Raw genomic sequence first — 18,938 nt, forward strand, 5'->3', positions numbered from 1 at the left:
GCGGACCATCGCTGCATCGATACCGGAGCTTTTCCCATGCGCCTGCCCACCCCCTATCGGCCGGAAGCCGACATCGTTTCGCACCGCCTCGCCGCCCTGAAGGGTGCGCTCGACTGGACCGCGGCCGCCGCCGTCGCCGCACCCTGGGTGCGGGCCGTGCGCGACCGGCCGCCGCCCTTCTGGGCCATGGAAAGCCTGCTGCGCGAGTACCCGATCTCGAGCGCCGAGGGCCTGGCGCTGATGCGCCTGGCCGAAGCGCTGCTGCGCGTGCCCGATGCCGAGACCGCCATCGCGCTCACCGCAGACCAGTTGGGCCGCGCCGATTTCGAGGGTGCCGCCGACTCGACCTTGTCGCGCCTGTCCTCCTCCGCGATCGCGCTGTCGAAGAGGTTCCTGCCCGACCCCGGGCACCCCGGATCGGAGCCCGGCCTGATGGCCCGCCTCGGCGCGCGCACCGTGGTGGCCGCCACGCTGCGCGCCGTGCAACTGCTGGGCCGCCAGTTCGTGCTGGGCCAGACCATCGAAGAGGCGATGGCCGAGGCCCGATCGGCGCACAGAAAGCAGGAGGCCCTGCGCTTCAGCTACGACATGCTGGGCGAGGGCGCGCGCACCGATGCCGATGCGCTTCGCTACCTCGACAGCTACGTCAACGCGATCCGGTCCATCGCGACAGGCGCCGACAGCGGGGGCACGCCCGAACACAACGACGGCATCTCGATCAAGCTCAGCGCGCTGCATCCGCGCTACGAAGATGCCCAGCGCGAACGCGTGATGCGCGAACTGGTGCCGCGCGCGTGGGAGCTGTGCGAACTCGCGGCCGATGCGAATCTCAACCTCACCATCGACGCCGAGGAGGTCGACCGGCTCGAGCTCTCGCTCGAGGTGTTCGAAGTGCTGGCCGCCAAGGTGGCGGCCGAGCGTCCGCAATGGCGCGGCTTCGGCCTTGCGATGCAGGCCTACCAGACGCGCGCGCTGGAACTGGTCGAGCACATCACCGCGATCGCCCGCAAGTATCGGCTGCGCCTGATGTGCCGCCTGGTCAAGGGCGCCTACTGGGATGCCGAGATCAAGCGCGCCCAGGAGCTGGGCCTGCCGCACTACCCGGTGTTCACGCATAAGCACCACAGCGACATCAGCTACCTGGCCTGCGCGCGCGCGCTGCTGGCCGCGCCCGATGCGGTCTATCCGCAGTTCGCGACGCATAACGCGGGGACCATTGCGGCCATCCTCCAGATGGCCGGAGACACCCCTTTCGAACTGCAACGCTTGCACGGCATGGGCGAGGGCGTCTATCGCGAGGTGATGAAGAGCACCACCGCGCCGGTGCGCATCTATGCGCCGGTAGGCCAGCACAAAGACCTGCTGGCCTACCTGGTGCGCCGATTGCTGGAGAACGGCGCCAACTCCTCCTTCGTCAACCAGCTGGGCGACGAGGCGATCGCGATCGACGAGCTGCTGGTCTCGCCGCTGTGGCTGGAGCGCGATGCCTCGCTGCCGCTGCCGAGCACGCTCTACGGTCCGCCGCCGGCACGCCGCAACAGCAACGGTGTGGACCTTGCGGTCGAATCGATGCGTGCGCCGCTTCTTGCCGCCTACGATGAATGCACCGTGCCGGCCGTGGCCGAGTTCGACGCGCAGCGAGCCGCCGATGCAGTGGCCGTTTCGGCGGCCAGCTATCGCACGTGGAGCAAGACCCCGGTCGCGCAGCGCGCCGCGGTGCTGCGCCGCGCGGCCGATGCGCTCGATGCCGAGCTGCCGCGCTTCTGCGCCTTGCTGGTCAAGGAAGCCTTCAAGACCTGGGGCGATGCGGTCGCCGAGGTGCGCGAGGCGGTCGACTTTCTGCGCTACTACGCCGACGAGGCCGAGCGCGTCATGCGGCCGGTCGTGCTGCCTGGCCCCACCGGCGAGAGCAACGAACTGCGGCTGACGGGGCGCGGGCCCTGGGTCTGCATCAGCCCCTGGAATTTCCCGCTCGCGATCTTCCTGGGCCAGGTGGCGGCCGCGCTCGCGACCGGCAACACGGTGCTGGCCAAGCCGGCCGAGCAGACGCCGGCCGTCGCCCTCGAAGCCGTCCGGCTGCTTCACGCCGCAGGCGTGCCGGCCGATGCGGCGCAACTGCTGCACGGCCCCGGCGAGACCGTCGGCGCCGCGCTGGTGGCGGCGCCCGGTGTGGCCGGCGTGGTGTTCACCGGCTCGACCCAGGTGGCGAAGATCATCCACCGCGCGCTGGCCGCCAAAGACGGCCCGATCGTGCCGCTGATCGCCGAGACCGGCGGCATCAACGCGATGGTCGTCGACTCCAGCGCGCTGCCCGAGCAGGTGGTCGATGCGGTGGTGCAGAGCGCCTTCCGCTCGGCCGGCCAGCGCTGCTCGGCGCTGCGCCTGCTGCTCTTGCACGAGAGCATCGCCGACGGCGTGATCGAGATGATCCGCGGCGCGGCGCAGGAGCTTGCGGCGGGCGACCCGTCCGAGCTCGCGACCGACGTCGGCCCGGTGATCGACCGCGAAGCCTTCGAGGGCATCCAGCGCCACCTGCAGCGCCTGAACGCGGAAGCCCGCGTGCTGGTCGCGCCGGCGTCCTCCGCACCGGCGGTGGCCAACCTGATCGCGCCGCATGCCTACCTGCTGCCCTCCATCGAGCGCGTGAAGACCGAGATCTTCGGCCCGGTACTGCACATCGTGCGCTGGTCGGGCGAGCCGCAGGCCGTGATCGACCAGATCAACGCGCTCGGCTTCGGCCTCACGCTCGGCATCCAGACGCGCATCGACAGCCGTGCCCAGGCCATGGCTGCGCGCGCCCACGTGGGCAACATCTACGTCAACCGCAACATCATCGGCGCGGTGGTCGGCGTGCAGCCCTTCGGCGGCGAGGGCCTGAGCGGCACCGGCCCGAAGGCGGGCGGGCCGCACTACCTGCTGCGCTTCTGCGCGGAGCAGACGCTCACCATCAACACCACCGCGGCCGGCGGCAATGCCGCGCTGCTTGCCGCAAGCGCATAAGGGGCAACGCAACGCGCATAGGCCATGGCGCAGCGGGGGCCGCGCAGCTATCGTCCGCCGCATCCCAACAGCAACCAGGAGTGCCATGAGCGCCGATCTGTCCTACGTTCAACCGACCGCCAACAGCCCGTGGGGCACCTATCTCTCGCAGGTCGATCGCGTCGTTCCCTACCTGGGCGGCCTGGCCCGCTGGGTCGAGACGCTCAAGCGCCCCAAGCGCGCGCTGATCGTCGACGTGCCGATCGAGATGGACGACGGCACCATCGCCCACTTCGAGGGCTACCGCGTGCAGCACAACATGTCGCGCGGCCCGGGCAAGGGCGGCGTGCGCTTCCACCCCGACGTGACGCTCGAAGAAGTGATGGCCCTGTCGGCCTGGATGACGGTGAAGACCGCCGCGGTGAACCTGCCCTACGGCGGCGCCAAGGGCGGCATCCGCGTCGATCCGAAGAAGCTTTCGCTGCAGGAACTCGAGAAGGTCACGCGTCGCTACACCAGCGAGATCGGCATCATCATCGGCCCGCAGCAAGATATCCCGGCGCCCGACGTCAACACCAACGCCCAGATCATGGCGTGGATGATGGACACCTACTCGATGAACGTCGGCGGCACCGCCACCGGCGTGGTCACCGGCAAGCCGCTGCACCTGGGCGGCTCGCTGGGCCGCGTCAAGGCCACCGGCCGCGGCGTCTTCGTCACCGGCCGCGAGGCGGCGCGGCGCCTCGGGTTGGAGCTGCGCGGCGCGCGCATCGCGGTGCAGGGCTTCGGCAACGTGGGCTCGGTCGCGGCCGAGCTGTTCGCCGAGGCCGGCGCCAAGATCGTCGCGGTGCAGGACCACACCGGCACCATCGTGAACAGCAAGGGCCTCGATCTGAAAGAACTGGTGCCGCTCTCGCGCACCGAGGGCGTGGTGGGCTTCAAGGGCGGCGACGTCATCAACAACGAGGCCTTCTGGGAAATCCCCTGCGACATCCTGATCCCGGCCGCGCTGGAAGGCCAGCTGACCGCCGAGCGCGCGCAGAAGACGACTGCCAAACTGGTGCTCGAAGGCGCCAACGGCCCGACCGTGCCGACGGCCGACGACATCCTGGCCGAGCGCGGCGTGCTCGTGGTGCCCGACGTGATCTGCAATGCAGGCGGCGTGACGGTGAGCTACTTCGAGTGGGTGCAGGACTTCTCGTCCTTCTTCTGGGACGAGGACGAGATCAACGTGCGGCTCGACCGCATCATGATGAACGCGCTCAACCACATCTGGGACACGGCCGACAAGCACAGGATCACGCTGCGCACGGCGACCTTCGCGGTGGCCTGCGAGCGCATCCTGATGGCACGGCAGGAACGCGGCCTCTATCCATGACGCCTGACTACAGCGCGCACATCGATGCCCTGTTGGCCGATGGCCGGCGCAAGCTGCTCGGCCTGGTCGGGGCGCCCGGCTCGGGCAAGTCGACGCTCGCGCTGGCGCTCCGGCAGGCCCTGCCCGGGCGCGCGCAGGTGGTGCCGATGGACGGCTTCCACCTGGCCAACGCGGAGCTGCAGCGGCTGGGCCGGGCCGATCGCAAGGGTGCGCCCGACACCTTCGACGCCGCGGGCTATGTCGCGCTGCTGCGGCGCCTGCGCGAGCAGCGCGAGGACGAGATCGTCTACGCGCCCGAATTCCGCCGCGAGATCGAGGAACCGATCGCAGCTGCGATCGCGGTGTTGCCACAGACGCAGCTGCTCATCACCGAAGGCAACTACCTGCTGCTGCAGGAAGGCCCGTGGGCCGAGGTCGCGCCCTTGCTCGACGAGGTCTGGTACGTGGAAGTCGACGACGGCCTGCGCACGGAGCGCCTGGTGCAGCGCCACCAGCAGTTCGGCCGCAGCCGCGAAGCCGCGCTGGCCTGGGTGGCAGACACGGACGAGCCCAACGCGCGCCGCATCGCCGCCACGCGCGGCCGGGCGCACCGCGTGATTCATCGCGACGCCTGAGGCGGGAACGCGGCGCGGATCGGGACGTCCAAAAGAAGCCGGTTACGCCGGTGGCATGCCGCTAGCATCTGCGGCTCGCCCATTCCGATGCTTCGATGCCTGTCATGCGCCTTTCGTCTTCATGCACCGCCACCGCGCTGCTGTTCTCGCTTCTCCTGGCGGGCTGCATCTCGCCTGCCAAGCGCGTCTCCTACGATCCCGAGGAGTTCGATTCGACCACCACGCACACGCGCGTCTTCCGCGCCACGCAGGCGCAGACCTGCGAGGCCGCGCGGCGCGCGCTCTTGAGCCAGGGTTATCTGGTGACGGCGGCGAATGCCGACCTGGTGGCCGGCCGCAAGAGCTTCCAGCCGACCGGCGAGGTGCATGTGGAGGTCGAATTGCGCGTGGTCTGCGCGCGCGAGGGCAGCGCCAACAGCACGGTCGCCTTCGCCAGCGCGCTGCAGGACCGCTACAGCCTGAAGAAGGTCAACAACTCGGCGAGCGTGGGCGTGGGCGCGCTGGGTTCCCTGTCGCTGCCGTTCTCGTCCAGCGACGATGCGCTGGTCAAGGTGGCCAGCGAGACGCTGACCGACGAACGTTTCTACGACCGCTTCTTTGCCTTGATCGACCGCTTTCTCGTGCCCGAATCGGTCGAGGTCACGCCGGTCGCGCCGCCCGAGCCGCCGAAGCCGAGCACCGACGCGCCGCTGCCCCTGTCGCCTTCCCGAGGTTGAGAACTCAAAGCGCGACCGAGCGCGCCGCGTAGGCCGGCAGACCAGTCAATCCGCAGAGGCGCTGCAGCACGCCGTAGCCCTGCGCCAGCGCCGCGGAATAGGTGGCGAAGGCGCGGTCGGCGCGGTGCAGCGGCTCGAAATGGCCGTCGTGGCGCACGTCCTCGTGAATCACCCAGTAATAGGAACCGTCAAAGGGTTGTTCCACCAGCAAGCCAATCTTTCGTACGTCCATCTCGGTACTCCGTTTTCAAAATGAGTACTAAAGAATGTAAGACTATGTGTCTATTTGGCGGGGGTGAAAAAGTCACGCTCCGGTGGCTTTTGCGCTCCCTCAGCGCACCAGTGTCGACTTGCCGAACAGGCTCTCGATCAGTTCCACCGCCACTTCCGCCGTGCGGTTGCGCACGTCCAGCGCCGGATTGAGTTCGACCACGTCGAGCGAACCCAGCCGGCCGGTGTCGGCGATCATCTCCATGCACAGCTGCATCTCGCGCCAGGTCGGCCCACCGCGCACGCCGGTGCCGACGCCCGGCGCGTAGTCGGGGTCCAGGCAGTCGAGGTCGAAGCTCACGTGCAGGTGCGTGTCTTCGTCGATGTCCTGCAACGCCTCGGTCATGGTCGTGCGCATGCCGTGCTCGTCGATGTGGCGCATGTCGAACACGTGCAGCCCGAGCGCGCGGATCGCGGCCTTCTCGTCGGCGTCGACGCTGCGGATGCCGAGGAAGCGGATCGCGTCGTGCTCGAGCGCTGCGGCCTCGCCGCTCCAGCCGGTCAGCGCCGCCGGCCCGTGGCCGAGCAGGCAGGAGACCGGCATGCCGTGGATGTTGCCGCTCGGGCTGGTGCGCTCGGTGTTGACGTCGGAGTGCGCGTCGAGCCACAGCACGCGCAGCTTCTTGCGGCGCTGGCGCGCATGCCAGGCGATGGCGCTGATCGAGCCGATCGCGAGGCAGTGGTCGCCGCCCATCAGCAGCGGCAGGTGGCCGGCACGCAGCGCCTCGTCGACGGCGGCGTAGACCGATCGATTCCAGGTCACCACCTCGTCGAGATGGCGCAACCCGTTCGCCGGCTCGGTCCAGGGCGTGGCCGGCCCGGCCAGGTTGCCGCGGTCGACGATCGCGAAGCCGAGTCGCGCGAGGGTGCCGGCGATGTCGGCGACCCGCAGCGCATCGGGCCCCATGCCGGCGCCGCGCACGCTGGCGCCGATGTCGGTGGGCGCGCCGATCAGCTGGATGGTGGGAGTGTTCATTGGAAAAAACCTCCGATGGGTATCAGGCGTAGGCCGGAGCCAGTCCGCGGCGCAGTCGGCTGCTCGCGCTGTCGACGATGAAAACCAGCACGAACATGGCGCCGATCACAGTCGACGCCTGTGCCTGCTGGAACAGCGAAAGATGAAAGTACAGCATCTGCCCGAGCCCGCCGGCGCCGACGAAGCCGAGCACCGCCGCCATGCGGATGTTCATCTCCCAACGGTACAGCGTATAAGCCAGCCATTGGGGCCAGACCAGCGGCAGGCTGCCGTAGGCGAAGGCCGCGACCGCGCCGCCGCCGGCATCGAGCAGCGCGCGCTCCGGCGCTTCGGGCACGTTCTCCAGCGTTTCGCTGAAGAGCCGGCCGAACACGCCGGTGGTGTGCAAAGCGAGCGCCAGCACGCCCGCGAAGGGGCCGAGCCCGGCCGCGAGCACCATCAGCGCGGCCCACACCAGCTCGGGCACGCTGCGCAGGAAGTTCAGCACGAAGCGCGAGGCCTGGCGCAGCGCCAGCCCGAAGCGCCCCGAGGCGGGCAGCGCCAAGGCGGCGCCGCCCAGCATCGCGAGCAGCGTTCCGAGCGCCGACATCGCGAGCGTCTGCAGCGCGCCCCAGGCCGTTTTGGCCAGGAAGGCAGGCGAGAGGTCGGGCGGGAAGAACTCGGCGATGAACTTCGCCATCGCCGCGATCGACTCGCGCGCGAACAGGGCGCGGAAGTCGATGCCGAGGTAGATGAAGCTTGCGACCACCGCGATCGCCACCGCGGAAGCCGCCGAGATGCAGCCGAGGCAGGGCCCGGCGGCCCGCGCGCGCTCCGAGGCTGACGGCTGCATAGGCTTCACGCCAGCCACTTTCGCAGCGCTGCGCTGAGTGCATCTGCCATCAGCACCAGCAGCAGGAACACGATCAGGATGCTGCTGGCCTCGCCGCCGTTGAGCATCTTCATCGACTGGTCCATCAGCTGGCCGAGCCCGCCTGCGCCGACGAAGCCCATCACGACCGAGGCGCGAACCGCGCATTCCCAGCGGTAGACGGTGTAGGAGACCAGCTCCTGCGCGGCGCCCGGCAACAGGGCGTAGAACAGCGCGGCGACGCGCCCGCTGCCGGCCTCCAGCAGCGCCCGCGCGGGCCGCGTGTCGCCCGACTCGAGGATCTCCGCGTAGACCTTGCCAAGCATGCCGCCGTAGGTGATCGCCAGCGCGAGCACGCCGGCCGCCGGGCCGAGGCCGAGGGCGCGCACCAGCACCAGCGCCCAAACCACTTCGGGGATGGCGCGCAGCAGGGTGAGCACGCCGCGCGCTGCCGTGCGCACCGCCTGGCCGCGCCAGCGCCCCGGCCCGGGGCCGATGCGCGAGATCGACAGCGCCTGCGTCACCGCGAAGGCCAGCGGCACGGCGAGCACGAAGGCGAGCGCGACGCCGGCCGTGGCCATGGCGAGGGTTTCCAGCGTCGCGCGCGCCAGCAGGCCGAGGAAGTCGGCCGACAGCGCCGGTGGCAGGAAGCCGGCCAGGAAGCCGCCCATCACGCGCAGGCTGGCGGGGGCCAGCAGCGCCTGCGGCTTGAACTCTGCGATCACCAGCATCGGCCACAACACCAGCAACCCGAGCAGCAGCGCGCCGAGGCGCCGGCGTGCGAGCGGATCGCGCATTGCGGGCGGGCTCGCGGCACTCATCGGCAGGCGGCCGGAAGCACGGGCTCGCGGCTGCCGCGTTCGATGTCGTTGAAGCCGCCCTGTGCCTGGGTCGGCAGCACGCCGCCTTCGGTGGCGTAGAGCTCCTGCAGCATCGCGCGGCTGACCGCCGCGGCCGGTGCGTCGAACACCACCACGCCGGCGCGCAGGCCGACGATGCGATCGAACCATTTCAAGGCCAGGTCCACCGCATGCAGCGAGGCCACCAGCGTCGCGCCGGTGGCTTCGCTCTGCGCGATCAGTTCGCCGACCGCCATGTCGGCCAGCGCGGGGTCGAGCGCGGAGACCGGCTCGTCGGCGAGCATCAGTTCGGGCGCCTGGTAGAGCACGCGCGCCATGCCGACGCGCTGCAGCTGGCCGCCCGAAAGCCGGTCGCAGCGATCGAACAGCCGGTCGGCCAGGTCCAGCCGGGCGAGCGCGGCCTGCGCGCCGGCGATGTCGCTCGGCACCAGCAGCGAGACCAGCGCGCGAGCGCTCGACCAGGCGCCGAGCCGGCCCGCGAGCACTGCCGTGATGACGCGCAGGCGCGGCGGGATCGGCGGCGCCTGGTGGACGAGGCCGATGCGTGCGCGCAGCGCCTTCAGCGGCCGGGCCCCGAGCTGCCATGGCCGCGCGCCCAGGAGCTCGACGCGGCCCTCGCTCGCGCGCAGCGCGGTCGCCGCGATGCGCAGCAAGCTGGTCTTGCCCGCGCCCGATGGACCGATGACGGCCACGCGTGCGCCGCGTTCGACGGCCAGCGTCACGCCTTGCAGCGCGCGCTGGCCGTTGGGATGCACGAGGCCGACATCCTCGAGCGCCAGCGCGGCTTCGGCGTTCAACGGCTGCCCCAAGCCCTTACTTGATGAGGCCGGCGGACTTGGCAGCGGCTTCGATGCCGTCGTAGTTCGAGGCCTTGGTCGGGATGAACTTCGAGGCGCGCTGCAGCGCCAGGATCTCCTTGTGCTCCGGATTCGCCGCGTCGAGCTTGAGGAAGGCATCGGCGAGCTTCTTCGTCGTCGCGGCATCGAGGCCGGGTCGTACAGTCCAGTTGTAGTCGTAGTAGGGCGCCGTGGTCGCCAGCACGCGCACCTTGGCGGCGTTGGGGTTGGCCGATTCGATCAGCTTGTCCATCACCGAGGCGTTCAGCACGCCGGCTTCGGCCCGGCCCGCGGCCACGAAGGCCACGGTGGCATCGTGCGCGCCCGAAAACGCGACGGTCTTGAAGTCCTTGTCGGGATTGATGCCGGCCTGCAGCAGGAAGTAGCGCGGCATCAGGTGGCCCGAGGTCGAGGAGGGCGAACCGAAGGCGAAGGTGGCGCCTCGGAGATCGGCCAGCGTCTTGGCCTTGCTGTCGGTCGGCACGACGAACTTGCTGGTGAACTTCTCGTCCTCGGCGCGCTGCACGATCGGCGCGGCCGCGCCGTTGGTGCGCAGCTTGGCCTGCACGAAGGTGAAGCCGCCGAGCCAGGCCAGGTCGATCTTGTTCGTCGCCAGGCCCTCGACCACCGCGGCGTAGTCGGTGACGGGCGTGAACTGCACGTCGAGGCCGGTCTCCTTCTTCAGGTAGTCGCCGAGCGGCTTGAACTTGCGCTGCAGCTCGGTGGGCGCCTCGTCGGGAATGGCCGACACGCGCAGTACGCCGCTCTGCGCATGGACTGGCGTGCCGGCGGCGAATGCGAGCAGGGAGAAGAGGGCGAGCTGGAGGAGTTGTCGTTTCATGGCGCGCTGCCGGTTGGAGGGAGGGCTGCAGTTTAAGGAGCGGCGGTCCGGAAGCCCGCGAAGACGTCCTTGCGATCGGGCTGGAAGAAGTTGCGGTAGCGGAGGTCGTGCAGCCGCGCATGGGTGGCGAAGGCCCCGCCGCGCAACTCGCGATGGTCGCCGAACCAGGGGGCGGAATAGTCGCGATAGGGCCCGGCCGCGAAACCCGCGTAGGGTTCGAAAGTGCTGGCCGTCCATTCCCATACGCTGTGTCCCCAGGCGAAGTCGGGCTGCGAGGCGGCCGCATGTTCCCATTCGGCGGCCGTGAGCAGGCGGCGCCCGGCCCAGCGCGCATAGGCTTCGGCCTCCCAGGCGCTGAGGTGGATCACGGGCTGGTCGGGGTCTAGCGGCAGCCAGCGGTCGAACCATCGCGTCTGCCATTGCGGCTGCCGGCGCCAGCGCGCGGGATGGCTGCGCGACTGCGCCGCGCGCCAACGGCCTGCATCGCCGGGCCAGAAGGCCGGATCGTCGTAGCCGCCGGCCTCGACGAAGCGCAGGTACTGGCCGGCCGTGACCGGCGTGGCATCGATCTCGAAGGCGGGCAGGGGAACAGGATGCTCCGGCAGCTCGTTGTCGAAGGCGAAACCGCCGCGGGTTGCCGGCCAGCCGATGCGAACCTGCGCAGCGGGCACCGTGATCGCGGGCGCTGCGGCGAGGCGCGGCAGGGCCAGGCCTGCGGGTGCGCCGTAGCCCAGCGTCGCGCGCAGCCAGGCGAAGGCTTCGCCGTGCATGTCTTCGTGGAACAGCGCCAGGCGGTGGAAGTACAGGGCTTCGTCGCTGTCGTCCTGCTGCGCGAGCGCGGCGAGGCAGGCGTCGAGTTGCGCGTCGAGCCGCGCGCCGAGTTCGTCGCGCGAGGGCAGCGGCGCAGCCCAGCGCGCGATGTGGGAAAGGCGCGCCGAGTCGAACAGCGCATCGGGGCCCGCCAGGCGAGCGGGCTCGCTGGCCTGCACCCAGCCGTCGGTATCGACCGTGTGCGGGCCGCGCAGCACCCAGAATTCGGCGAACCATGCGAGGTGCGCCAGCTCCCATGCGACGAGGTTTACGCCGGGTTGCTGAGGCACGCGCCATTGCGCATCGCTCAGGTCGAAGGTCCAGGCGCGCGTGCGCGCGCGGCTCTCGCGCAGCGCGGCCGCGAGCGCTTCGCCGGCGAGGGTTCGCGCCTCAGCCATGGTCACGCAGGACGCGCCGCCCTGCCAGAATGGCCCGGTGCTCAAACCCCGGGTCCTGATCGTTACGCCGGCACTGGCGGATGCCAACAACGGCAACTGGCGCACCGCCTCGCGCTGGGCGCAGTTCCTGTCGGGGGTGGCCGAGGTCGAGATTGCACGCACGTGGGACGGCGGGCATTGCGACGCGATGATCGCGCTGCATGCGCGCCGTTCCGCCGATTCGATCGCACGCCTGCGGGCCGCGCGACCGGACTGCCCGATCGCGCTGGTCCTGACCGGCACCGATGTGTACCGCGACATCGACGAGAGCAAGGCAGCGCAGCATTCGCTCCAGTGTGCCAGCCAACTCGTGGTGTTGCAGCCCGATGCGCTCGATCGCCTTGGTGCCGGCGAACGCACCAAGGCCCGCGTGATCCTGCAATCGGCCAGCCGCATGCGCCGCCGCGACGGCGCCCGCAGCCTCGACCTGGTGGCGGTCGGCCATCTGCGCGACGAGAAAGACCCGCTCACCCTGATGGCTGCGGCGCGCCGACTGCCTCCGGAGACGCCGATCCGCATCGCGCACATCGGCGACGCGCTGGCGCCGGAGCTGGGCGAAGCGGCGCGCCGCACCATGGCCGAGTGCCCGCACTACCGGTGGCTCGGCGGGCTGCCGCGCGAAGCCGCGCGGCGCTGGATCGCGCGCGCCGGCGCACTGGTGCACATGAGCCGCATCGAGGGCGGCGCGCAGGTGGTGATCGAGGCCGTGCGTTCCGGCGTGCCGGTGCTGGCGAGCCGCATCGGCGGCAATCTGGGATTGCTGGGCGAAGACTATGAGGGTTGCTTCGCCGCCGGCGACGATGCGGCCCTCGCCGCGCTGATGCAGCGCTTCGTGTCGGAACCCGCGTTCGCGGCACGCCTGGCGGCACAGTGCGCGCTGCGCGAACCCGATTTCACCCCACAGGCCGAACGCCAAAGCGTGCGGCGCCTGCTGCGCGATCTGCTCGCGCCACCATAATCTTTGCGACCCACGAAAGCCCTCCATGAACGATCGCACCCTCTCTCCAGCCATCCGGCTCACCAGCTTCTCCCACGGCGGCGGCTGCGGCTGCAAGATCGCGCCGGGCGTGTTGTCGGAAATCCTGCGCAACAGCGGCGGGGGCCTGATTCCGCCCGAGCTCATGGTCGGCATCGAGACCGCCGACGATGCGGCGGTCTACCGGCTCAACGACGAGCAGGCGCTGATCGCCACCACCGATTTCTTCATGCCGATCGTCGACGACCCCTTCGACTTCGGCCGCATCGCGGCGACCAATGCGATCAGCGACGTGTACGCGATGGGCGGCACGCCGATCATGGCGCTTGCGCTGGTCGCGATGCCGGTCAACCAGCTGCCGGTGGAGGTGATCGGCGAGATCGTGCGCGGCGGCCAGGCGGTCTGCCGCGAAGCCGGCATCCCGATCGCGGGCGGCCACACCATCGACTCGGTCGAGCCGATCTACGGCCTGGTGGTGATGGGCCTGGTGCATCCGGACAAGGTCAGGCGCAACGCCGATGCCAAGGCCGGCGACCTGCTCGTGCTCGGCAAGCCGCTGGGTGTGGGCGTGCTCTCGGCCGCGTTGAAGAAAGAGAAGCTCGATGCCGAGGGCTATGCGCAGCTGATCGCCAACACCACGCGGCTCAACAAGCCCGGCATCGCGCTGGCCGCGCTCGAAGGCGTGCATGCGCTGACCGACGTGACCGGCTTCGGTCTGGCGGGCCACACGCTCGAGATGGCGCGCGGCGCCGGGCTCCGGGCGCTGATCGACTGGCCGCAGGTGCCGCTCTTGCCGCGTGTCGCCGAAATGGCGGCGCAGGGCTTCGTGACCGGCGCCTCGGGGCGCAACTGGGCCGGCTATGGCGCCGAGGTGCAGCTCGATGCGGCGCTGCCGCCGGTGGCGCAGGACCTGCTGAGCGATCCGCAGACTTCGGGCGGCCTGCTCGTGAGCTGCGCGCCCGACACCGTCGATGAGGTGCTGGCCTTGTTCCATGCGCAGGGCTTCGAAGCCGCGCGCGTGATCGGCCGCATGGAAGCCGGGCCGGCCGGCCTGCGCGTCAGCGCGTAGCCGCGGCAGCGGTCGCCGTCCTCTTGCGCGCCGGCGCCTTGCGGACCGCGGTCTTGGCGGGCGCGGCTTTCTTGCGGGCAGGTACCTTGAGCGGCTTCGCGGCGTTGGCCGCCGTGGCGGCTGCCAGATGCGGGGTCGCCTCGGCGGCCTCGAGCGACCTGATGCGCGCCAGGATCGCGTGGTGCTCTTCCAGCAGGTAGTCCGCGATGTCCTCCACGTCCGGCACCGCGCGGCGGCAGGCGATCAGGCCGAAGTCCAGCATGCCGTTGTAGCTCTGCACCGTCATGTTGAGCGCCATGCCATGGCTCGGGATCGACACCGGGTAGTAGGTCAAGAGCTTGGCGCCCGCGAAGTAGAGCGCGGTCTGCGCGCCCGGCACGTTCGAGATCACCACGTTGGCCACCGGCGGCAGCCGGTCCGCCAGCCGGGAGCGGCCGTACATCGAGGCCAGGCCCGACATCAGCCAGGGCGCGCCGAAGGAAGGGAAGTCGGTCGGGATCGCGGCCTTGATGCTGCCCATCAGGTTCTTCGCGGCGGCCGAGGATTCGGAGATGACCTTGATGCGCTCGATCGGATCGGCGACGTCGGTCGCCAGCGTCATGACGGTCATCGAGACCTGGTTGTTCGACGAAGTGTCGCCCGGCGCGCGCAGCGTGACCGGGATGGCTGCGCTCATCGGCTTCTTCGGCAGCTTGCCGTGGTCCGACAGGTAGCGCCGCAGCGCGCCGGCGCAGATGGCCATCACCACGTCGTTGAGGCTGGCGCCGAGCTTCTTGCCGGCCTGCTTGACTTCGGCCAGTGGGATCGAGCGCACCGCATAGGAACGCTGGTTGGTGATTGCCACGTTGAGCGGCGTGCGCGGGCCGAGCACGTTGAGATTCTTCGGCAGCGCCCAGGCCTTGCTGCCCTCGCTGGTCGGCTGCGGGACGATGAGGCTGCGCACCGCGCGCGCCATGTCGGGCAGCGTCTTCACCAGCTTCACGTACTGCTGCAGCGTGTTGGTGAAGGCGGCGCCCGCCAGTTCGGCCACGCCGAGCTGGTAGTTCCTGCGCCGCGCGATCTGCCGCGGCGCTTTGATGGGGTCGGGATGGGGCGTCAGATCCATGATCGCCTGCGCGAAGGCGGCGCCGGCCTGGCCGTCGATGCCGGCATGGTGCACTTTCGAGTACATCGCCATGCCGCCGCCCTGCAGGCCGTCGATCACGAAGAACTCCCACAGCGGCCGGCTGCGGTCCATCAGCGTCGAATGCAGGCGGCCCACGTACTGCTCCAGCTGCCGCATCGTGCCGGGTCGCGGCAGCGTGACGCGCCGCACGTGGTAGTCGAGATCGACATCGTCGTCTTCGACCCAGACGGGGTTGGAGAGCTCGAAGGGCATCAGCGCGAGCTTGCGCGTGAAGATCTCCGAGAGGTGCATGCGGCTCGCGATGTGCGCTTTCACGTCCTCGTAGAAATCGCCTTTGTAGCCGGCGGGCAGCTCCAGCAGGTGCAGGCCGCCGACGTGCATGGGCGTCTCCGGCGTCTCGGTGTGGAGGAAGGTTGCATCGAGGCCGCTCAGGTGTTTCATTCGGGTGTCCTGTGTCTTGCGCGTCAAAATGATCGGCAATGTGGGAGGCGCCGGATAGCGGGTAAGCCCCGAGGGCGTCTCGTCGTAGCATCGCGGGGGCCGAAGAAAATTGGGGCAGTTGGACTAACTTTCGAACCGTTCTAGTTTTTCAGGCCTAGGCCTTTGCGAAGAAGATGAGCCTCATCAACTTCACCAGGAAACCACCATGTCCACGCAAAACATCTCCACGGCCGCCATCCATGTCGTCGGTCAGTACAACGAGGCCGGCAAGACGCTGGTCAGCGCCTACCGCACCGGCGCGCATCGGCTGCTGAACGGCGCCGCTTCGCGCTACAGCGCCTTCCTCGGCAAACGCCAACTGCCGCTCCTGAACGACGACATCAAGGCCCGCCTGATCGGCGCGCAAGACAAGATCAACGGCTTCCTGGCCAACCGCCTCGACATCGACACCGGCCGCGTGGTCTCGGTGATGGACCGTGTCGCCGCCGGTACCACGAGCGGCATCGAGTCGGTCGCCAAGGTCGCGGCGCGCGTCGAGTCGCCGCTCGGCAGCTCGGTGCTGAACACGCTGGGCAGCGTCCACATGCCGATCGCCAACGTTTCGGTGCAGATCGCCGACAAGATCGCCGCCGGTGCCAAGCAGATCGAAAGCCGCGTGGCCGGCGACACGAGCGCCGCCCAGGTCGTCAAGACCGTGAAGGCCAAGGCCAAGCCGGTGGTGCGCCGCGCCGTGCGCAGCACCACGCGCAAGGCCTGATGCCCGTGGCGGCCGGCCGCCTTTCTTTCAACGTCCTCCGGAGCAACGATGGCGACTCGCCGCGATGAAACTGTCAGCGTGAAGAAGAAGGCGGCGGCCGCCAAGAAAGCGGCGCCGCGCAAGGCGGCTCCAGCCAAGAAAACGACAGCCGCCGCGCCTGCAAAGAAGGCCGGCGCGCAAGGCCTGCTGCGCGCAGGCCTGAAGGCCTTGGGCAACGTGCGCAACGACGTCGTCAAGCGCCAGACCAACGTCATCGAAAGCCTGCTCGGCATCGGGCAACCCAAGCCCGATACCCCGGCGCGCGGCTTTCCGGGGCTCGACAGCTTCGGTATCCGCAAGTTCGAAGACGTGTTCGACCAGCGCGTCGCCACGGCGATGCAGCGACTGGGCATGCCCAGCGCACAGGAAATCCAGGAACTGCGCGAGCAGATGCGCCTCTTGCTCGAGCATCTCGAGCGCATCGAATCCGGCCGGCGCAAGCGCTGAGGCTCAACGCTTCGAGCCCTTCAGCCCGTGGCCAGCTCCAACACGACGCGCGAACGCATCCTGCAGACCAGCCTGGCGCTGTTCAACGCGCAAGGGCTCGCGGCAGTGTCGACGCACAGGATCGCGGCCGAGCTCGAGATCAGCCCCGGCAACCTCCACTACCACTTCAAGGCCAAGCAGCTGATCGTCGATCGGCTGTTCCGGCGCTTCGAGGACCGGCTCGAACTGCTCAACGCCTCGTCGGATACCGTGCGCGCGATCGACGACCTCTGGCTCGCGCTGCACCTGCGCTTCGAGGCCATCGACGCCTACCGCTTCGTCTACCGCGACATGGCCTACCTCTCCGGCGAGTACCCCGAACTCGGGCAGCGGGCGCAGGGGCTGACGGCGCAGAACCTGCTGGCGGCGCAATCCTTGTGCGAAACGCTGGTGGCCGCCGGTGTCATCGATGCGACAGCCGAGGAGGCGCAGATGCTCGCGCTGCAGATGGTGTTCACCACCACCTGCTGGCTTTCCTTCGAGCGGCTGGTGCCGGGCCGCGACGCCCTGCAGCAGGCCGATCCGGGGCTGGCGGCCTTCTACACGCTGACGTTGGTTTCCCCCTACGTTTCCCGCGAATCGAGGGCTTACCTTGATTACCTCCGGGGCAAATACCTCCGATAAATGAGCTTGCCGTCCGACTGGTATTCGGCCTGCGCGACCGCACATTCACCCAGAACGACAAAGGAGAACTTCATGATGGCAGCCACCCACAACCCGATCCCGCCGCCCTCGCGCCTGCTGCTTCTTGCTGAGGCGCGCGCGCTCTGGGAGGCCGGCGCTGCCGTCGCCCTCTGGCCGCTGCTGCAACTGACGCCGCGCGGCGACGGTCATCCGGTGCTGGTGCTGCCCGGCCTGGTGGCGAGCGACATGTCCACCAAGCTGCTGCGGCACTATCTGCGAAGCCGCGGCTACGACGCCCACGGCTGGGGCCTGGGGCGCAACCTCGGCCCGCGCGAGGGCATCGAGGACGGCATGATCGAAAAGCTCGAATCGCTGCACGCCGAAACCGGCCGCAAGGTCAGCCTGATCGGCTGGAGCCTGGGCGGCGTCTATGCGCGCCTGCTCGCGTCGACCCGGCCGGACCTGGTGCGCAGCGTGGTCACGCTGGGGAGCCCCTTCACGGGCAGCGCACGTGCAACGAATGCATGGCGCGTCTACGAAGGCGTGAGTGGCCAGAGCTCGGAAGACCCGCGGCGCATGAAGCAGGTGCGGCCGACGCCCAAGGTGCCCACCACCTCGATCTTCAGCCGCAGCGACGGCGTGGTCGCGTGGCAATGCAGCGTGGAAGAGACCGGGCCGAGCTCGGAGAACATCGAAGTGGTGGCCAGCCACCTGGGGCTGGGTGCGCATCCGGCGGTGCTCTATGCGTTGGCGGATCGGCTGGCGCAGCCGGAGGGGGCGTGGAAGCCTTTCAATCGAGGCGCGCTCGGGCCGCTGGTGTTTCCTGATCCGGCGCGGCCGGAATAGGCAGGCGGCGATTGTGGCAAGCTACGCTTCATCGAGCAATTCCACCAGGAGATCAGCGTGAATACCGACCTCGAAGCCCTTGAAGCCGAGGTACTGAAGCTTGATCCTTCCGATCGGTCACATCTTCTCGAGCGGCTCATCGCGAGTCTTGATCCGGATCCTGAAGTCGAAGAGGCTTGGGAACGCGAAGCGAACAGAAGGGAAGCTGAACTGAGTTCCGGCGCTGTCGCGGCCGTGCCTGGGCACGAGGCCATGGGTCAGCTGCGCTCCAAGCTTTCGCGGTGACCTGGTCTCTGCATCCAGGCGCCGTGCAGGATCTCGCGGGCATTCTGGATTTTTACTCCGAGCGCGCGGGTTCCATCGTGGCGCAGCGCTTCCTCGCCGAGTTCGAGCGTGTTGCCGAGATGTTGGTGGAGCATCCGCGCTTCGGCACGCCGGCCGCGAGCGGGCGCAGGGCCTTTCCCCGTGCGAATATTTCCCTACACGGTCGTGTATCGTCAGCTCGATTCCGATATTCGCATCCTCATCGTCCGCCATCAGCACCGAAAGCCCGACTACGGCGGAGCGAGACGATAGTCCGTGCGTTTGGACATCATTTGGGGACGAACCACGATGGAGGTGGGCCATGATCTTCGATCACATCGGCTTCAATGTGAGCGATTTGCAGGCCAGCAAGGCCTTCTATGTCCGGGCGCTGGCGCCGCTCGGCATCGGTGTCGCGATGGACGGTGAAGGCTGGGTCATGCTCGGCCGCCCCGGCAGACCCCAGTTCTGGATCGGCTCGTTCGGCAGCAGCCCGGGTCCCATTCACATCGCGTTCGCGGCCGAGAACCGCGAGCAGGTCCGTCAGTTCTACGACGCAGCGCTCGCCGCAGGGGGCAAGGACAACGGCCCGCCAGGGCTGCGCGAGCACTATCACGCCAACTACTACGGCGCCTTCGTCATCGGTCCCGACGGGCACAACGTCGAGGCCGTGTGCCACGCGCCGGAGGCTTGAGCTTCCGCAC

The 18,938-nt window shown here is 69.2% G+C and carries 21 protein-coding genes; 13 read left to right on the forward strand and 8 right to left on the reverse strand.

Annotation, left to right across the window (positions count from 1 at the left end):
* Window positions 1-36 precede the first annotated feature (36 nt).
* The 4 genes from ACSQ9I_RS02910 (at window position 37) to ACSQ9I_RS02925 (ending at window position 5,687) form a co-directional block, all read left to right on the forward strand.
* Window positions 37-3,000 carry an L-glutamate gamma-semialdehyde dehydrogenase gene (locus tag ACSQ9I_RS02910; RefSeq protein ID WP_436312229.1) on the forward strand — a complete coding sequence of 988 codons (2,964 nt, stop codon included), beginning with the start codon at window positions 37-39 and terminating at the stop codon, window positions 2,998-3,000.
* Between the two features lie 85 nt (window positions 3,001-3,085).
* A complete protein-coding gene (locus tag ACSQ9I_RS02915) occupies window positions 3,086-4,357 on the forward strand; it encodes a Glu/Leu/Phe/Val family dehydrogenase (RefSeq protein WP_436294415.1) in 1,272 nt (423 codons plus the stop codon).
* Complete coding sequence (locus ACSQ9I_RS02920; protein WP_436312230.1) at window positions 4,354-4,971, forward strand: nucleoside/nucleotide kinase family protein; 618 nt, start codon at window positions 4,354-4,356, stop codon at window positions 4,969-4,971. Before ACSQ9I_RS02915 ends, ACSQ9I_RS02920 begins: the two co-directional genes overlap by 4 nt.
* A 104-nt stretch (window positions 4,972-5,075) precedes the next feature.
* Complete coding sequence (locus ACSQ9I_RS02925; RefSeq protein WP_436312231.1) at window positions 5,076-5,687, forward strand: DUF2242 domain-containing protein; 612 nt, start codon at window positions 5,076-5,078, stop codon at window positions 5,685-5,687.
* Window positions 5,688-5,691: 4 nt separating this feature from the next.
* Here the strand turns inward: ACSQ9I_RS02925 and ACSQ9I_RS02930 are convergent, their stop codons facing one another.
* The 7 genes from ACSQ9I_RS02930 to senA all read right to left on the reverse strand — a co-directional run bounded on the left by ACSQ9I_RS02930 (window position 5,692) and on the right by senA (window position 11,573).
* Complete coding sequence (locus ACSQ9I_RS02930; protein WP_093105107.1) at window positions 5,692-5,919, reverse strand: hypothetical protein; 228 nt, start codon at window positions 5,917-5,919, stop codon at window positions 5,692-5,694.
* 99 nt (window positions 5,920-6,018) lie between these two features.
* A complete protein-coding gene (gene rocF / locus ACSQ9I_RS02935) occupies window positions 6,019-6,933 on the reverse strand; it encodes an arginase (protein WP_436294418.1) in 915 nt (304 codons plus the stop codon).
* A 22-nt stretch (window positions 6,934-6,955) separates the two neighbouring features.
* Complete coding sequence (phnE, locus tag ACSQ9I_RS02940; RefSeq protein WP_436312232.1) at window positions 6,956-7,765, reverse strand: phosphonate ABC transporter, permease protein PhnE; 810 nt, start codon at window positions 7,763-7,765, stop codon at window positions 6,956-6,958.
* 5 nt (window positions 7,766-7,770) lie between these two features.
* A complete protein-coding gene (locus tag ACSQ9I_RS02945) occupies window positions 7,771-8,604 on the reverse strand; it encodes a PhnE/PtxC family ABC transporter permease (RefSeq protein WP_436312233.1) in 834 nt (277 codons plus the stop codon).
* On the reverse strand, window positions 8,601-9,440 hold the full coding sequence (locus ACSQ9I_RS02950; RefSeq protein WP_436308469.1) for a phosphonate ABC transporter ATP-binding protein: 840 nt from the start codon (window positions 9,438-9,440) through the stop codon (window positions 8,601-8,603). The genes ACSQ9I_RS02945 and ACSQ9I_RS02950 overlap by 4 nt, the downstream gene beginning before the upstream one ends.
* A 16-nt stretch (window positions 9,441-9,456) precedes the next feature.
* Window positions 9,457-10,320: a putative selenate ABC transporter substrate-binding protein gene (locus ACSQ9I_RS02955; protein ID WP_436312234.1), complete on the reverse strand. Its 864-nt coding sequence runs from the start codon at window positions 10,318-10,320 to the stop codon at window positions 9,457-9,459.
* 32 nt (window positions 10,321-10,352) lie between these two features.
* Complete coding sequence (gene senA / locus ACSQ9I_RS02960) at window positions 10,353-11,573, reverse strand: selenoneine synthase SenA (protein WP_436312235.1); 1,221 nt, start codon at window positions 11,571-11,573, stop codon at window positions 10,353-10,355.
* Here senA and senB point away from each other — a divergent pair.
* The gene (gene senB / locus ACSQ9I_RS02965) at window positions 11,566-12,525 is read left to right on the forward strand and encodes a selenoneine biosynthesis selenosugar synthase SenB (protein ID WP_093105460.1); all 960 of its coding nucleotides are present in this window, start codon (window positions 11,566-11,568) and stop codon (window positions 12,523-12,525) included. The genes senA and senB overlap by 8 nt on opposite strands.
* 25 nt (window positions 12,526-12,550) lie before the next feature.
* Window positions 12,551-13,612: a selenide, water dikinase SelD gene (gene selD / locus ACSQ9I_RS02970; protein WP_436312236.1), complete on the forward strand. Its 1,062-nt coding sequence runs from the start codon at window positions 12,551-12,553 to the stop codon at window positions 13,610-13,612.
* Here the strand turns inward: selD and ACSQ9I_RS02975 are convergent.
* Window positions 13,602-15,179 carry a WS/DGAT/MGAT family O-acyltransferase gene (locus tag ACSQ9I_RS02975; RefSeq protein WP_436312237.1) on the reverse strand — a complete coding sequence of 526 codons (1,578 nt, stop codon included), beginning with the start codon at window positions 15,177-15,179 and terminating at the stop codon, window positions 13,602-13,604. The genes selD and ACSQ9I_RS02975 overlap by 11 nt on opposite strands.
* Before the next feature lie 205 nt (window positions 15,180-15,384).
* Between ACSQ9I_RS02975 and ACSQ9I_RS02980 the strand changes: the two genes are divergently transcribed.
* The 7 genes from ACSQ9I_RS02980 to ACSQ9I_RS03010 all read left to right on the forward strand — a co-directional run bounded on the left by ACSQ9I_RS02980 (window position 15,385) and on the right by ACSQ9I_RS03010 (window position 18,928).
* On the forward strand, window positions 15,385-15,936 hold the full coding sequence (locus ACSQ9I_RS02980; protein ID WP_093105125.1) for a hypothetical protein: 552 nt from the start codon (window positions 15,385-15,387) through the stop codon (window positions 15,934-15,936).
* Window positions 15,937-15,984: 48 nt separating this feature from the next.
* Window positions 15,985-16,422, forward strand: a complete 438-nt coding sequence (locus tag ACSQ9I_RS02985) for a phasin family protein (protein ID WP_436312238.1) — start codon at window positions 15,985-15,987, stop codon at window positions 16,420-16,422.
* 27 nt (window positions 16,423-16,449) lie between these two features.
* Window positions 16,450-17,085, forward strand: a complete 636-nt coding sequence (locus ACSQ9I_RS02990; protein WP_093105131.1) for a TetR/AcrR family transcriptional regulator — start codon at window positions 16,450-16,452, stop codon at window positions 17,083-17,085.
* Between the two features lie 72 nt (window positions 17,086-17,157).
* Complete coding sequence (locus ACSQ9I_RS02995; protein ID WP_436302634.1) at window positions 17,158-17,931, forward strand: esterase/lipase family protein; 774 nt, start codon at window positions 17,158-17,160, stop codon at window positions 17,929-17,931.
* Window positions 17,932-17,988: 57 nt separating this feature from the next.
* Complete coding sequence (locus tag ACSQ9I_RS03000; RefSeq protein ID WP_436308472.1) at window positions 17,989-18,216, forward strand: addiction module protein; 228 nt, start codon at window positions 17,989-17,991, stop codon at window positions 18,214-18,216.
* Window positions 18,213-18,560, forward strand: a complete 348-nt coding sequence (locus tag ACSQ9I_RS03005; RefSeq protein WP_436312239.1) for a type II toxin-antitoxin system RelE/ParE family toxin — start codon at window positions 18,213-18,215, stop codon at window positions 18,558-18,560. The genes ACSQ9I_RS03000 and ACSQ9I_RS03005 overlap by 4 nt, the downstream gene beginning before the upstream one ends.
* Window positions 18,560-18,928, forward strand: a complete 369-nt coding sequence (locus ACSQ9I_RS03010) for a VOC family protein (RefSeq protein ID WP_436315704.1) — start codon at window positions 18,560-18,562, stop codon at window positions 18,926-18,928. The genes ACSQ9I_RS03005 and ACSQ9I_RS03010 overlap by 1 nt, the downstream gene beginning before the upstream one ends.
* Window positions 18,929-18,938 lie beyond the last annotated feature (10 nt).

Source organism: Variovorax sp. LjRoot84, from assembly GCF_964254305.1.
Lineage (GTDB): Bacteria > Pseudomonadota > Gammaproteobacteria > Burkholderiales > Burkholderiaceae_C > Variovorax.

What these genes read in the sequence shown, in the direction of transcription:
- ACSQ9I_RS02910 (WP_436312229.1), top strand. Translation starts at nt 37, where the DNA reads ATGCGCCTGCCCACCCCCTATCGGCCGGAAGCCGACATCGTTTCGCAC.
- ACSQ9I_RS02915 (WP_436294415.1), top strand. Translation starts at nt 3,086, where the DNA reads ATGAGCGCCGATCTGTCCTACGTTCAACCGACCGCCAACAGCCCGTGG.
- ACSQ9I_RS02920 (WP_436312230.1), top strand. Translation starts at nt 4,354, where the DNA reads ATGACGCCTGACTACAGCGCGCACATCGATGCCCTGTTGGCCGATGGC.
- ACSQ9I_RS02925 (WP_436312231.1), top strand. Translation starts at nt 5,076, where the DNA reads ATGCGCCTTTCGTCTTCATGCACCGCCACCGCGCTGCTGTTCTCGCTT.
- ACSQ9I_RS02930 (WP_093105107.1), bottom strand. Translation starts at nt 5,919, where the DNA reads ATGGACGTACGAAAGATTGGCTTGCTGGTGGAACAACCCTTTGACGGT.
- rocF (WP_436294418.1), bottom strand. Translation starts at nt 6,933, where the DNA reads ATGAACACTCCCACCATCCAGCTGATCGGCGCGCCCACCGACATCGGC.
- phnE (WP_436312232.1), bottom strand. Translation starts at nt 7,765, where the DNA reads ATGCAGCCGTCAGCCTCGGAGCGCGCGCGGGCCGCCGGGCCCTGCCTC.
- ACSQ9I_RS02945 (WP_436312233.1), bottom strand. Translation starts at nt 8,604, where the DNA reads ATGAGTGCCGCGAGCCCGCCCGCAATGCGCGATCCGCTCGCACGCCGG.
- ACSQ9I_RS02955 (WP_436312234.1), bottom strand. Translation starts at nt 10,320, where the DNA reads ATGAAACGACAACTCCTCCAGCTCGCCCTCTTCTCCCTGCTCGCATTC.
- selD (WP_436312236.1), top strand. Translation starts at nt 12,551, where the DNA reads ATGAACGATCGCACCCTCTCTCCAGCCATCCGGCTCACCAGCTTCTCC.
- ACSQ9I_RS02975 (WP_436312237.1), bottom strand. Translation starts at nt 15,179, where the DNA reads ATGAAACACCTGAGCGGCCTCGATGCAACCTTCCTCCACACCGAGACG.
- ACSQ9I_RS02980 (WP_093105125.1), top strand. Translation starts at nt 15,385, where the DNA reads ATGTCCACGCAAAACATCTCCACGGCCGCCATCCATGTCGTCGGTCAG.
- ACSQ9I_RS02985 (WP_436312238.1), top strand. Translation starts at nt 15,985, where the DNA reads ATGGCGACTCGCCGCGATGAAACTGTCAGCGTGAAGAAGAAGGCGGCG.
- ACSQ9I_RS02995 (WP_436302634.1), top strand. Translation starts at nt 17,158, where the DNA reads ATGATGGCAGCCACCCACAACCCGATCCCGCCGCCCTCGCGCCTGCTG.